The sequence below is a fragment of the Halopseudomonas sp. MFKK-1 genome, assembly GCF_027474385.1.
In the GTDB taxonomy this organism is placed as follows: domain Bacteria; phylum Pseudomonadota; class Gammaproteobacteria; order Pseudomonadales; family Pseudomonadaceae; genus Halopseudomonas; species Halopseudomonas aestusnigri.
Window position 1 is genome coordinate 3,396,800 of the sequence record NZ_CP114836.1, and the last position, 13,015, is coordinate 3,409,814.

General features: G+C 62.3%; 11 protein-coding genes. 4 read left to right on the plus strand and 7 right to left on the minus strand.

Annotated elements, in window-relative coordinates:
- Positions 1-108 precede the first annotated feature (108 nt).
- Positions 109-2,511 carry an endopeptidase La gene (gene lon / locus O5O48_RS15700; protein WP_269687557.1) on the plus strand — a complete coding sequence of 801 codons (2,403 nt, stop codon included), beginning with the start codon at positions 109-111 and terminating at the stop codon, positions 2,509-2,511.
- A 189-nt stretch (positions 2,512-2,700) separates the two neighbouring features.
- Here the strand turns inward: lon and O5O48_RS15705 are convergent, their stop codons facing one another.
- Positions 2,701-4,677 (minus strand): type IV pilus assembly protein FimV, encoded by a 1,977-nt coding sequence (locus tag O5O48_RS15705; protein ID WP_269687558.1) that lies wholly within the window; start codon positions 4,675-4,677, stop codon positions 2,701-2,703.
- Positions 4,678-5,016: 339 nt separating this feature from the next.
- Here O5O48_RS15705 and cmoA point away from each other — a divergent pair, with 339 nt between their 5' ends.
- Together cmoA and cmoB are read left to right on the plus strand one after the other, a co-directional pair.
- Complete coding sequence (gene cmoA / locus O5O48_RS15710) at positions 5,017-5,757, plus strand: carboxy-S-adenosyl-L-methionine synthase CmoA (RefSeq protein WP_269687559.1); 741 nt, start codon at positions 5,017-5,019, stop codon at positions 5,755-5,757.
- Positions 5,754-6,725 carry a tRNA 5-methoxyuridine(34)/uridine 5-oxyacetic acid(34) synthase CmoB gene (gene cmoB / locus O5O48_RS15715; RefSeq protein ID WP_269687560.1) on the plus strand — a complete coding sequence of 324 codons (972 nt, stop codon included), beginning with the start codon at positions 5,754-5,756 and terminating at the stop codon, positions 6,723-6,725. Before cmoA ends, cmoB begins: the two co-directional genes overlap by 4 nt.
- 4 nt (positions 6,726-6,729) lie before the next feature.
- Here the strand turns inward: cmoB and O5O48_RS15720 are convergent, their stop codons facing one another.
- From O5O48_RS15720 to O5O48_RS15735, 4 genes are read right to left on the minus strand one after another with little or no spacing between them, the layout of a single operon-like run.
- Positions 6,730-7,524, minus strand: a complete 795-nt coding sequence (locus O5O48_RS15720) for an acyl-CoA thioesterase (RefSeq protein ID WP_269687561.1) — start codon at positions 7,522-7,524, stop codon at positions 6,730-6,732.
- Between the two features lie 52 nt (positions 7,525-7,576).
- Positions 7,577-8,296: a hypothetical protein gene (locus tag O5O48_RS15725; protein ID WP_269687562.1), complete on the minus strand. Its 720-nt coding sequence runs from the start codon at positions 8,294-8,296 to the stop codon at positions 7,577-7,579.
- On the minus strand, positions 8,268-9,296 hold the full coding sequence (locus tag O5O48_RS15730; RefSeq protein ID WP_269687563.1) for a TIGR01620 family protein: 1,029 nt from the start codon (positions 9,294-9,296) through the stop codon (positions 8,268-8,270). Before O5O48_RS15730 ends, O5O48_RS15725 begins: the two co-directional genes overlap by 29 nt.
- Positions 9,293-10,654: a YcjX family protein gene (locus O5O48_RS15735; protein ID WP_269687564.1), complete on the minus strand. Its 1,362-nt coding sequence runs from the start codon at positions 10,652-10,654 to the stop codon at positions 9,293-9,295. The genes O5O48_RS15730 and O5O48_RS15735 overlap by 4 nt, the downstream gene beginning before the upstream one ends.
- A gap of 76 nt (positions 10,655-10,730) precedes the next feature.
- Between O5O48_RS15735 and O5O48_RS15740 the strand changes: the two genes are divergently transcribed.
- Positions 10,731-11,132 carry an NINE protein gene (locus tag O5O48_RS15740; protein WP_088275153.1) on the plus strand — a complete coding sequence of 134 codons (402 nt, stop codon included), beginning with the start codon at positions 10,731-10,733 and terminating at the stop codon, positions 11,130-11,132.
- 161 nt (positions 11,133-11,293) lie between these two features.
- Here the strand turns inward: O5O48_RS15740 and O5O48_RS15745 are convergent, their stop codons facing one another.
- Both O5O48_RS15745 and rnd read right to left on the minus strand, forming a co-directional pair.
- On the minus strand, positions 11,294-11,587 hold the full coding sequence (locus O5O48_RS15745) for a YcgL domain-containing protein (RefSeq protein WP_269687565.1): 294 nt from the start codon (positions 11,585-11,587) through the stop codon (positions 11,294-11,296).
- A complete protein-coding gene (gene rnd, locus O5O48_RS15750) occupies positions 11,584-12,705 on the minus strand; it encodes a ribonuclease D (protein ID WP_332367346.1) in 1,122 nt (373 codons plus the stop codon). Before rnd ends, O5O48_RS15745 begins: the two co-directional genes overlap by 4 nt.
- Positions 12,706-13,015: the final 310 nt, after the last annotated feature.

Genomic DNA, 13,015 nt, shown 5'->3' on the forward strand with positions numbered 1-13,015 from the left:
GGAAAGAACGCTGTCATGCTGCCACAATCCGCAACAAATTTCCGCTATTGAAATAGCCGCCCGGCGTCGCCATCTCATCCCCAATAGATGTCCATAGAAGGTGAATCGATGAGCGATCAGGATACCGACTACATTGAACACGTCGCCGAGGATGCTGCAGAGTCCCGCGGTACAGGGCTGGTTCTGCCCGATCAGAACCTGCCTGACAAACTGTATTTGCTGCCGATAAACAATCGGCCGTTCTTCCCTGCTCAGGTCATGCCGGTGGTGGTTAATGAATCCCCCTGGCACGAGACTATAGAACGGGTCGCCAATACCCAGCACAAGGCGCTGTCTCTGTTCTACGTCGACGGCCCCATGCCTGCCGATGGTGAACTCGACCCGGATCACTTGCCGACTACCGGCTGCGCCGTTCGCATCCATCATGCCGTGCGCGAAGACGGCAAGATCCAGTTTATTGCCCAGGGCCTGCGCCGGGTTCGTATTACCCAATGGCTCAGCCACAAGCCGCCCTATCTGGTAGAAGTCGAATACCCGCACTCGCCCGCCGACGAGCGAGATGAGGTGCGCGCCTATGCCATGGCGCTGATCAACGCGATCAAGGAACTGCTGCCGCTCAATCCCCTATACAGCGAGGAGCTGAAGAACTACCTCAACCGTTTCAGCCCCAACGACCCGTCGCCGCTGTCAGACTTTGCCGCTGCACTGACCTCCGCCAAGGGGCCTGAACTGCAGGACATCCTGGACACCACCGGCATTCTGCGCCGGATGGAAAAGGTGCTGGTGCTGCTGCGCAAGGAAATCGATGTAGCGCGCCTGCAGGGAGAAATCACCGCCGAGGTCAATCGCAACATTGGCGAGCATCAACGCACCTTCTTCCTCAAGGAACAGTTGAAGATCATCCAGAAAGAGCTGGGCATGTCGAAGGATGACCGAACAGCCGACATCGAGCAGTTCCGTCAGCGCCTGGAGGGCAAAACCCTGCCCGATGCCGCCGCCCAGCGGATTGAGGAGGAACTGAACAAGCTGTCGGTACTGGAGACCGGCTCGCCCGAGTATGCCGTTACCCGCAACTATCTGGACTGGGCAACCGCCCTGCCCTGGGGAATCGTGCACCCGGATCGGATCGATCTGAAACGGGCAAGACGCATCCTCGACCGTGACCATGACGGCCTTGAGGATGTAAAAAGCCGCATTCTGGAGTTCCTTGCGGTTGGCGCCTTCCGTGGCTCGATCTCCGGCTCGATCATTTTGCTGGTGGGCCCGCCGGGCGTTGGCAAAACCAGCATCGGACGCTCCATCGCGGAAAGCCTGGACCGCCCCTTCTATCGCTTCAGCGTCGGCGGCATGCGCGATGAGGCGGAAATCAAGGGCCATCGACGCACCTATATCGGTGCCATGCCCGGCAAGTTCGTCCAGGCGTTGAAGGACGTGGGCGTGATGAACCCGGTGATCATGCTCGACGAGATCGACAAGCTCGGCGCCAGCCATCAGGGCGATCCCGCATCAGCGCTGCTGGAGACGCTTGATCCGGAGCAGAACAGCCAGTTCCTCGACCATTACCTGGATCTGCGTCTGGACCTGTCGAACGTCCTGTTTGTCTGTACCGCCAATACGCTGGACAGCATTCCTGCTCCACTGCTCGATCGCATGGATGTCATCCGTCTGTCCGGCTATATCAGTGAAGAGAAACTGGCGATCGCCAAACACCACCTCTGGCCACGTCAGCTGGAGCGCGCCGGGCTGCGCAAGAGCCAGCTGCGCATCAGCGACAAGGCTCTGCGCGAGGTGATCGAGGGCTACGCCCGCGAAGCCGGCGTGCGCAACCTGGACAAACAGCTTGGCAAGCTGGTGCGCAAGTCAGTGGTGACGCTGCTGGAGGAGCCGGATACGCGTATCAGCATCAAGCCCGCTGACCTGAAAAGGCTGCTCGGCACGCCTGCCTTCCGCACCGAGAAGCAGCTCAAGGGCACCGGCATCATCACCGGCCTCGCCTGGACCTCGATGGGCGGCGCTACATTGCCAGTGGAGGCGACCCGCATTCACACGCTGAACCGCGGCTTCAAGCTGACCGGTCAGCTGGGTGACGTGATGAAGGAATCGGCGGAAATCGCCTACAGCTACCTGTGCGCCAACCTGGCCAGCTATAAGGCCGACCGCGCGTTCTTCGACGAAGCCTTCGTTCACCTGCACGTGCCCGAAGGTGCCACGCCCAAGGATGGCCCATCAGCCGGCATTACCATTGCCAGTGCGTTGCTGTCACTGGCACGCCAGCAACCGCCGCGCAGCGGACTGGCGATGACCGGGGAAATTACCCTGACCGGGCATGTGCTGCCGGTGGGCGGCATTCGGGAGAAGGTGATTGCCGCACGGCGCCAGGGCATCCATGAACTGATCCTGCCGGAGGCCAACCGTGGCGATTATGAGGAGCTGCCGGCGTATCTGCGCGAAGGCATGACCGTGCACTTTGCCAGCCACTTCAGGGACGTTGCCAAGCGCTTGTTTGACTGAAAGGGTCGTTGCGCAGTAGCTGGCTCGCTCTGCCCTACCGCACAGTCCTGTTCCGTAGGCTGGATTAAGCGCAGCGTATCCACCGACGCTCCCGCTCCAGGGCGTCTGCAGGCACCGATGTGCCGCGCCTGGTTTGCTCCAGACATAAAAAAGGCGACCGCAATGGTCGCCTTCCGTTCATGCTCTCTCTCAACGCTTGTCCTGCTCATCGCTGGGGCTGCGCACCAGATCATGAGGCCCATCCAGATCGTCCAGTTCCTCGATTTCCGGGAACTCGTGGAGACTGCTCTCGAACGCCTCGTCATCAAGCGCAATCGGATCAAGCCGACTGGTCTTGCGCGCCGGCGTGGGCGTCAGGCCTTCGATCAGATCCCAGTCGGGATCCAGGGTGAAGTCACTGAGGTTCAGCTGGGATTCCGCCAGGTCGTTGTCAGCCTGATCGGTATCCAGCACATCGTCTACCGTATCGATCGGCGATACCGCCGCGTCCAACTGCGGGAAGCGGGCGCGCAACTGATCAACGCGTTGCATATCGCCACCCAGCTGAGAAATGGCGGCTGCCTGCTCAGTGAACCCCTCGGCATCCCCCAATTCACCCATGACCCGAGCCTGCTTGTAGCGCAACTCCAGATTCTCCGGCTCCTCGCTGATCGCCTTCTCCAGCGCATCACGTGCCTCGGCAAAGCGTCCATAGGTGATATACAGCTCGATGCCGGACACGTTGTCCTGCGCCTCATCTGCCACGGCCGCCGCTGTCACGCCGGCGGCAGCCGGTGCAACGCTGCTGCGGGGCTCGGCTCGGGTGACATCGGAGGTCATCTGGCGCGGCGGCGCAACCACCGGCTTGCCGGCTGGCTTGCCGCGCACACGGGCCACCACCCAACCGATCAGGAACGCCAGCAGTGCCAGCAGTACAGACCACCAGGCAAACGACGAATCGGCCTTCTCGCTGGCAATCGGTTGCTCGGCGGCCACACTGCCGGCTTGCGGATCATCACTGCCGGTCGGAGAGATGGTATCGCCACCGTTACCACTGCCCAGCGTGCCGCCCGCCTGACCCTGACCGGCTGCGGCTTCCTCAGCCTGACGGGCCGCGTGCAGCACATCCAGCTCGGCCTGCAACGCGGCGATCTGACGGTCACGGCTATCCAGTTCACTCAACAGCGTATTGAAACGCCCTTCAAGTTCATTGAGCCGGGATGCCAGCATCGCTGCCTCGGCTTCGGCGTCACTGACCGCATCTTCGTCGATGGTCAGGCGGCCCTGCCCCAGCCCTGCATCAGACTGGCTCTGCGCAGCCATTGCAGCGGCATCATCACGCATCTCGTCGGCGATCTGTGCCGGCGAGCCATCACCTGCTGGAACCGTGGACGGTGCGGAGGGCACTGGCGTCGCCTCCGGGGCGTCCTCCGAAGCCGGAGCTGGAGCGGGGCTAGCCGACACACCCAGTTGCCCCGCCGTCGGCAAGACCAGTGCCTGCCCGACCTTGAGTCGATTGATATCGCCGTCAACGAAGGCCTGCTGGTTAAGCGCATGAATGGCAGTCATGGTGGCCTGAACCGAAACACTCGCAGCCGGACGATTACGTTCGGCAATGGCCCACAGTGAATCACCGGCAACCGTCGTGTACTGATCGGCATCAGGCTGCGGCGTCAGATTTGGCAGCACAACCTGGCGACGCGGCGCCGGGCTCGGAGCCCTGGCAGCCGGGGCAGCGGGTGCAGCCGTGACCGACGCACGCTCAACCGGCGCAGCCGGACCAGGACGGTAGAGTGGCGGATCCAGCAGCACCGTGTATTCACGCAACATGCGCCCGTTGGGACGACGCAGCTCTACAAGGAAATTCAGATAGGGTTCGCGCACCGGCTGGGTGGACCGCACCTGCACCGTCAGACGGCGATTTTGCACCACGGGCGTGAAGCGCAAATCATTGAGGAAATACGGTTTGTCGATGCCGGCGTTATCGAAGTCTGACGTCTGGGCCAGCCTGACGACCACGTCGTCCGGGCCCAGGCCCTCCGAGCCCTGCAACTCGATAATGGCATTGAGCGGTTGGTTCAGCGCAGATTCCAGCTGAATTTCCCCAAGACCCAGTGCCCCCGCAACACCCGCATACAGCGCCGCCAGCGAGGCAGCACCACGGACAATCTGGCGTTTAACAGCCATACCCTTTCCTCATTTAACTGTGAGCCCCGATTGGCGCAGGGAACTCAACGCGTCCATTGCTATTGTGTAAAGCAACTTGCTGTTGCCGGCAACCCGCCCACCAACGCGACGCCACCAGCACGCCATTATGCCATCTAGCCGCATGGAAACGAATGGCAAGCCAGCCAGACAGTCAAAAAAATACTACGAAGACTGCCTGACGAGCACAAAAAGCCAATAAATTGGCCCGTGACACAGCGCACACTCTAGTGTGCAGTCAAGCAATCCGCAGTCCATCCTGTCAAGGCAGACGAGTTGGGTTAGAATGCCCAGCCTCACGATGCCACCCGGGGTCCTGCCATGTCAGAGGTAGACAAGCTGTTCGCCAGCCCTATCAGCAAGGTCGACGATTTTCGCTTCGACGACGCGGTCGCGCGCGTCTTTCCCGACATGATCAAGCGGTCGGTACCCGGGTACCCCACCATCATCGAAAGCATTGGCGTGATCGCCGGGCAATACGCCCAGCCCGGCACCCTGATCTACGATCTCGGCTGTTCCCTGGGCGCGGCGACCCAGTCGATGCGCCGTCATTTGCCCCAGAACGGCTGCCGGATCATCGCGGTGGACAACGCCGAAGCCATGAGTGAGCGCTGCCGGGAATACCTCAGCGCCCAGGATGCCATGCTCGAAGAGGCGATTCCCGCCGAGGTGGTAACCGCCGACATCAACACACTGACGCTGCAACCCTGCTCCATGGTGGTGCTGAACTTCACCCTGCAGTTCATTCCGCCGCATCAGCGTCTGGCGCTATTGCAGCGTATCCGCAAGGCCCTGCTGCCAGGCGGCGTTCTGGTGCTGTCCGAAAAGCTCAACTTTACCGACAGCCAGACCCAGAACACGCTGGAATCGCTGCACTACGCGTTCAAGCGCGCCAACGGCTACAGTGAACTGGAGATTGCCCAGAAGCGCACCGCGATCGAGAACGTGATGCGCCCTGACCCGCTGGAAGTCCACCAGCAACGTCTGCGCGACGCCGGTTTCAGCCACAGCCACCTGTGGTTTCAGTGCCTCAATTTTTGCTCAATGATTGCCCACACGTGATTGATTACACTCCGCTACTCGACTCCCTGAAATCGACTCCGCTCGCCAGCTGGCACACGCCACTTGCAGAGGGCCTGCAAGTGCGTCTGGCAGAACTGCAGCACGGCGACCTGGAACGTTGGCAACAGAGCCTGCGCAACCTGCCGCCACTCGAAGGCGTGCAGCATGACTTCAGCCGGAGTGTGACCCTGACCGGGGCGGCACCACTGCCGGAGGCCACACGACAGCAACTGCACGAGGCCCTGCAGGGGTTGCATCCCTGGCGCAAGGGCCCGTTCAACCTGTTCGGCGTGCACATCGACACCGAATGGCGCTCAGACTGGAAGTGGGAGCGCGTCGCGCCGCACATCGACCTGCGCGGACGCCGGGTACTGGATATCGGCTGCGGCAATGGCTACTACATGTGGCGCATGTGGCACGCCGGTGCCGCCATGGTGATCGGCGTCGACCCCAACCTGCTATTTCTCAACCAGTTCGAGGCGGTAAAGCACTACCTGCCGAATGCACCGGTCTGGCAGCTGCCCTTCACCCTGGAAGACCTGCCGGAGCCCAGCAACGCCTTCGACACCGTCTTCTCGATGGGCGTGCTCTACCACCGCCGCTCACCCATCGATCACCTGCTGCAACTCAAGGCCTGCCTGCGCCCGGGCGGCGAACTGGTGCTGGAAACGCTGGTGGTAGAAGGGGATGAGAACCACTGCCTGCTGCCGGAAGACCGCTACGCGCAGATGCGCAACGTCTGGTTCCTGCCGTCAGTCCCAATGCTCGAACGCATGTTGCGACGCGCCGGTTTCAGAAACGTGCGCTGCGTTGATCTGAATCAGACCAGCGTGGAGGAGCAGCGCAGCACTGACTGGATGCGCTTCAACTCGCTGCCATCGTTCCTCGACCCGAACGACAGCAGCAAGACCATCGAAGGCTACCCGGCACCGCTGCGCGCCACCCTGATCGCGGAGCGCCCGGCCTGAGGCGTCAACCGAATACCGTGACCGTTTGCCGGCTGATCGCGACCAGCTCGCCTGCTGTATTCCAGACCATCGCCGCGCAGTGACCGTAACCATCACGGGCGTGCTCGATGGTTGCCCGGTACAACAACCAGTCATCACCGGCAATCGCTGGCTGCGGCTGGACGAACTCGATGGTCCAGGTCAGTGAGCTGGCAGGAGCCCGCTCCTTGAGGTGCGGCAGCACCGCAGGCGGCCACACGTCGACCAGGCCGACCAAATGCACCTCGTCAAACTGCTCGAAGGTTTCATCAAACCGCATCCAGCCGCCCATTTCCCGCTTGCGGCTATTGGTGCAGGGGTAGTCGCCAAAGGTCCAGCGCGTATCAAAATAGCGCAGGAAGTTGGGCATGATGCCTTCGACATACGGAGTACGCTGACATTCGCTGGCCGGGGGCGCGCTGGGCGCCGGCTCTGCCGCAACGTTGACGCTGGACTCACGGCCCGCGCCAAAGCTGCCCTGCACAATGCACATGGTCTGCCCGTTCTGCACCGCCCGCCCCAGCACCTGCGTGACGGCTCGGCCCTCGCGCAGGATTTCGGTCTGCACCTGCACCGGCTCGCCCGGCTGCACCGGGCCAACAAAGGTGATTGCCAGAGAACGCACCGGCCGGGCGTCGGACAGGCTGGCGCGCATGCCGCGCAGCACCAGCGCAGCCACCAGGCCGCCATACCCGGCACGCCCCTGCGCCCACTCTGGCGGGATGGTAACGGATGCATTGGCGGACTGATCAAAGGCCTGAAGCAGAGCGGTGAAGTTCATCAAACAAGATCCTTAGCCGTGACAAAGCCGGCTATGGTAGGCCAGCGGCCTCTCACTGACCAGCCTTGCCCTTCGGTGCACTGACCCGCAAACCGCATAACCAGCCAAGTGCCACCCAGGCTGCCGGAATATCAGGCCAGTCCTCGGGGCCGGCGCCGGCCAGGTCATAGCCCGGCTCCCCGGCGCGCGCCATCAGTCGCTCATACCACCAACGCAGGTAGTGCCCCTGCCCGACCGGATATCGATTTGCCAGCTCGGCGCGCAGACGCAAGGGCAGCGAGCCGAACAGCCGCTCGTCGACCGCCCGGTAAACCCGTTGTTCATTGTCCAGATAAGCCGACTCCGCCGCCGCAGGCACCGCAAGCACACTGGCCAGAACCCGCAATTGAGTGGCGTACTCACGATGGGGTGTCAGCGGGTTGAGCTGGCTGCGCCAGTCAAGCTGCAAACGCTCCAGCGCCTCCAGCAGGGTAAACGGGCCGGCGCTGGGCGCATCCAGCAGGCTCGCCAGCCAACGCCGCTGACCGGACTCCAGACGCTCCAGCCAAACCAGCAGCTCGGCACTGCTGGAGCCGTCACGCGGGCGCCGGGTCACCGTTTCACCGTCACTGATGCCAGCCACCCTGGACATTCGCGCGGGCCAGCCCATCGGCAGCACTTGATCTCGCACCCGGACAAGGCGCTCGCCCCACCGATCCTGCTGCCGCTCCAGCCAGCGCTCTGCCAGCCAGCGGCGTCGTGATTTATAACCCGCCATCGATACCGCGCCCAAGGCGCTCCTTCATCATCCTGATAATGCCCCGATTGTCCTCTACCAGCTGCTGTTTTTCTGCTAAAGGTGCCGCACGACTGAGATCCAGCGTGAAATGCCCCAGCCGGGCACTGTAGAGCCCCACTCCCACACCCTGACCAATCCGCGCCGCGACCTTTTCCAGCAAGCCCGACAGCAACGAATCACTCAACGCACTCATGGCCACCTCGGTCCCGCCTGCCAGCGCGATATTGCGCAGCACATGGCGCGCCAGCCGCCAGCGGCTGAAGCGACCGATCGGCAGCCCGTAGCAGACGGCTACCCGTTGCATCAGCCGAATATTGCGCCAGACCACCAGCAACAAATCGACTGCGACCCAGGGACTGGACGCCACCAGCACACCGGTAGTAACCGACTCCTGACGGATAATCTGCCGCGCCTGCTGGTCGATCGGCTGGTAAAACTGCAGATTCAGCCGCCTGGCGACCTCCCCGGCGCTGTGGGAGCCGTCCAGCCCCGCGCACGCCTGGCGCAGGCTGCCGGCCAGCGGTGTATCAGCGTAGACACGCTGCAGGCGGTCCAGCCAGTCGACGGCCAGCCGCTGATCGTGTTCAGCCAGCGCCTGCTGCATTTCGGAGCGCAGCTGCTCGAGCGCGCTCAGACGATGCCGCTGTCGACGCAGATCACGCCAGGCCAGCAGCCCGGTACCAGCCAGTGCCAGACCCAGACCGCCTACCAAGCCCCCCCACAGCGGCTGCCACTGCCAGGCAGCCCAGCTCCACTGACCCCATTGCATGGCGGCGCCGCCAAGCCCGGCTAACAGAGCAAGGCGCGCAAGCCGGCCGGGCCAGCGACTGGCCGGTGGCGCATTCAGAGTTGACGGCAGTGCCGCTTGTGCCGGCTCGGCAAAGGCATCCGGCATGGCATCGGCGCTACCCACGACCTCGGTAGCCCGCTCGGTATCGCCCTGCGGCTCACCCTGCCAGGTCTCCAGAATTCGGGTTTTCTGTTCCGTGCTCACAGCTGCGCCCCCTCAATCAGCCAGGCCACCAGGTCGTCCATACGGTAATGGGGAAACGGCTCACTGCGATGCAGGCCCGGTGGCGGCCTGAGCGGCAACAACTCCGGACTGGTGAGCTGTAGCGACTGCGGCAGATGTGCCGGGATACTGCCCGGTCGGTAGCGCACCCAGCCCTCCTGCCCTTCCAGACCGGCGACCAGGTTCTCGCCTTCCTGACGGGTTGCCCGGATAGCCGATAACGGCAGCCCGAGCACCTCAACCCCGCCATGACGCACATCAGCCAGCCGATCGAGCATCAGGTCCTCCAGGCACTGCTGTACCGAGCGCTGCTGTTCAGGGCTGACCTTGTCGACCTTGGTTGCGCAAAAAGCCAACCGACGAATGCGCGGACGGAACCGCAACAACCGGGCCAGCAGACCACTACGGCCATAATCGAAGCTGGCCAGCACCGCCTCCATCGCATCGCGCAGATCGACCAGTGCCGGCTCCCCGGCATCCATTGGACCGAGCATGTCTACCAGCAACACCTGCTGATCAAGGTGGCGAAAATGCTCGTCATAGAAACCACGTACCAGATAATCGCGGTAGTAGTTGAAACGCGCCGCACAGACGCCAAACCAGCTGCTATCGCTCTCGCTGCTGTGCCGATTGGCCCTGAGCAGCGGAATAAACTGCAGCATCTGTTCGGCTACCCCGCTTCCCGGCTGCAGGAAACGGGCAGGCTGGTTGCGCGACAGCCCGGCGTCGCGACGGCAACGCAGCAGAAACTCGCTCCACGCGTCCTTCAGCGCGGCCAGCTGCGCGGCGTCCGCCGGCGCCGCCGGATCGATGTTCAGCAGTGTCTGGCGCAATTCGCCGGCCAGCGAACGTCGCGGCTCCTGCTCCAGCCACTGCGCCATCTGCTCGCACCATTGGCCGTAGTCCAGTTGCAGCAGCGGTAAATCGAGCAACCATTCGCCGGGATAATCAAGAATGTCGATACGTACCTGGCGTACAGGCTGCACCTTGCGCAGCAGTCCCTGGGGCCGAAAGCGAAGGTCAATCACCACCCGTGACAGGTCACTGGTCGAGTCCGGCCAGCGCGCAGGCGCGGAAGACAGGGCGGCCAGCGCGTCGAGATAGGGGAATGGCTGCTCGACGTTCTCGCGCTGCCAGCGCACCGACTCCAGCCGGTCAAAGGGTGCGCGCCTGGCCAGCAGACCCTTGCCATGATTCTCCAGTTGATTGATCAAACTGGTAATAAAGGTGGTTTTACCCGCACCACTGAGGCCGGTCACACCAACACGCAGCCGCTGCTGGCCAAGGGTCTCTGCGCGCTGGGCCACTTGCTTGAACCAGTTCGCACTTTTATTTTGCACGCTGCAGGCACTCCACAAATCGTTTATGGTCTATGACCAGTATTACACACCCACTTTTGCAGAGAGGCACCCCCGCATGGCGTATTCGGATACTCACAGCAAGGCAATCGGCTACCTGCTATGGATATTCGGATTCATGGGGGCACACCGCTTTTACTATGGTAAACCCTGGACCGGTACGCTGTGGTTTTTCACCCTGGGGCTGTTCTTCATCGGCTGGATCATCGATCTGTTTCTGATCCCTGGCATGGACCGTGAGGCTGATCGTCGGTTCCGCACCGGCCCCATCAACTTCAACCTGACCTGGATTCTACTGACGTTCCTCGGCATCTTCGGCGCGCACAGGCTGTATATGGGCAAGTGGGTTACGGCGATCATCTACTTCTTCACCGGTGGCCTGTTTCTGATTGGCGTGCTGTACGACTATTGGACGCTGAACGAGCAGATTTCCGTCGAAAACATGCGCCGCGAGTGGTAGGCCGGGCGCTGCCTGACAGCGCCCTCGCCAGCTGGGGCTTTGAGTTTGCATGACGTGCGGTGCGTGTTGCCGGGTAGGGTCGACCGGATTGAGGCAGCAGATACAACAACGCCGTCGCAAATGCGACGGCGTTGTTGCAAGACCCGGGCAGCACAGGATAGCTAAACCGGATCATTCCGATTCAGCAACTCCGGTGGCAAATGCTGAATATAGTCGTCTTCCTGCGGTGGCATCTGCAGATGAAAACCCTGCTCCTTCAGGTTATGCAACACCGTAAGGATGTCTTCCTGGGCCAGTTTGCGTTCCTCATGCAACACCAGATCCATCGCATGCTCCCCCCGCCCGAACAACTGTAACAGCGCCTCGGGCAGTTCGCTCAAGCCCTTTTCCCGGGGCACATACAGGTACATCCCCTGCTTTTTCGTGCTACGGAAAATCGAACACAACACTTTCATTCAACTACCTCCACCGCGCCGTTGGCGGCCTTCAACAATGCGTCACCCATCAGATCCCGACGCCAGCCGGTCAGCTCATCCGGCAGTCGATAAGGGCCGCAGGGATACCCGGTGCGCACCATGGCTTCGAGTACTTTCTTGCGCAGCATGATCTCAACTGCGATACCCCGTTTCTCGGCTTCCTCCTGCCCGACCTTGCGCAATGCCTTGAGCAGCCGATTGGCAGCAGGCGGCAATGGCTCCGGCAGCACCTCGGGGTAGTCTGACGGCGCAACTGCACGGCCCTCGCGAATCAGCTGCAAAATGGTTTCACCCTCGTGGCGTACGGTCCGCGGATGCATGTCCTCGATGCGCGACAGCGCCTGCAGGGTGTCTGGCTGCCGCTGTGCCAGCGGAACCAGGGTACGTTCACGCAGCAGCCGGTTACGGGCCATATCGCGAGCTCTGGACTCGCGTTCGCGCCAGGCCGCCAGCGGGCGCAAGATCGCCAGTTCGGCCGGTTTCAGCCGCCAGGCCTGCTTGACGTGCAGATACGCCTGCTCCGGCTCAACCACCTGACCTGAGGCTGCGACCTGCTCGGCGGTGTCGGCAAACAGCCACTCGGCCACGCCGGCCTCGGCGATCCGTGGCGCCAGGATCTGATAGAGCTCTGCCAGGTGCTGGGCGTCACGGGCGGCATACTCGATCTGGGCCGGGCTCAGGGGGCGCTGCAGCCAGTCGGAACGGGTCTCATCCTTGGGCAGATCGATATCCAGCAGCGCACTGACCAGTCGGGAGTAGCCCATGGAAAAGTCCATGCCGAGAAAGGCTGCCGCAAGCTGGGTATCGAACAGCGGCGCGGGCAACGCGCCGCACAGCCTGGAAAAGACCTCAAGATCCTCACTGCATGCATGCAGGACCTTGACTACAGAAGCATCCTCTAGCAGCGCGACAAAGGGCGTCCAGTCGCCAATACCCAGCGGATCAATGAGCGTGGCGCGCTCGCCATCGCCAATCTGGATCAGACCGGCAATCGGGTAAAATGTCTCGGTGCGAACAAATTCGGTATCAACGGCAACGAAGGGCAGCCGACGCCACTGGTCGCAGCAGCGTGCCAACTCGGCGTCATCATCAATCATTACGGGTTGCGTTAGCGCAGGGGTCATAAGCTGTCTTTTCTGGGGCCTTTTCCCGTCTGGTTCGCTCGCCTTGCAGCATCGGAACATGCTCCCGGTCGGGTAGCGATCTGCAGTCCAGGACGCAGGCAATGGATTATTCCCTTGGCAGGTCCCGCAGCGCCGCGCAGCTGACTATGATGCCAGCCCGAAGGATGAGCCGGCGCTTGCGTCACCCTCCGGCGGTTATACTGGCGGACCAGCCGTCACTGCCGAACAGAGCTTGACGCAAAAGCGGCTTCATCATGGTCATGGCGTACGGGAACAGACCCTG

Coding starts and splice junctions, on each gene's coding strand:
- O5O48_RS15705 (WP_269687558.1), bottom strand. CDS start 4,677: ATGGCTGTTAAACGCCAGATTGTCCGTGGTGCTGCCTCGCTGGCGGCG.
- lon (WP_269687557.1), top strand. CDS start 109: ATGAGCGATCAGGATACCGACTACATTGAACACGTCGCCGAGGATGCT.
- O5O48_RS15720 (WP_269687561.1), bottom strand. CDS start 7,524: ATGAACTTCACCGCTCTGCTTCAGGCCTTTGATCAGTCCGCCAATGCA.
- O5O48_RS15740 (WP_088275153.1), top strand. CDS start 10,731: ATGGCGTATTCGGATACTCACAGCAAGGCAATCGGCTACCTGCTATGG.
- rnd (WP_332367346.1), bottom strand. CDS start 12,705: ATGATTGATGATGACGCCGAGTTGGCACGCTGCTGCGACCAGTGGCGT.
- O5O48_RS15745 (WP_269687565.1), bottom strand. CDS start 11,587: ATGAAAGTGTTGTGTTCGATTTTCCGTAGCACGAAAAAGCAGGGGATG.
- cmoA (WP_269687559.1), top strand. CDS start 5,017: ATGTCAGAGGTAGACAAGCTGTTCGCCAGCCCTATCAGCAAGGTCGAC.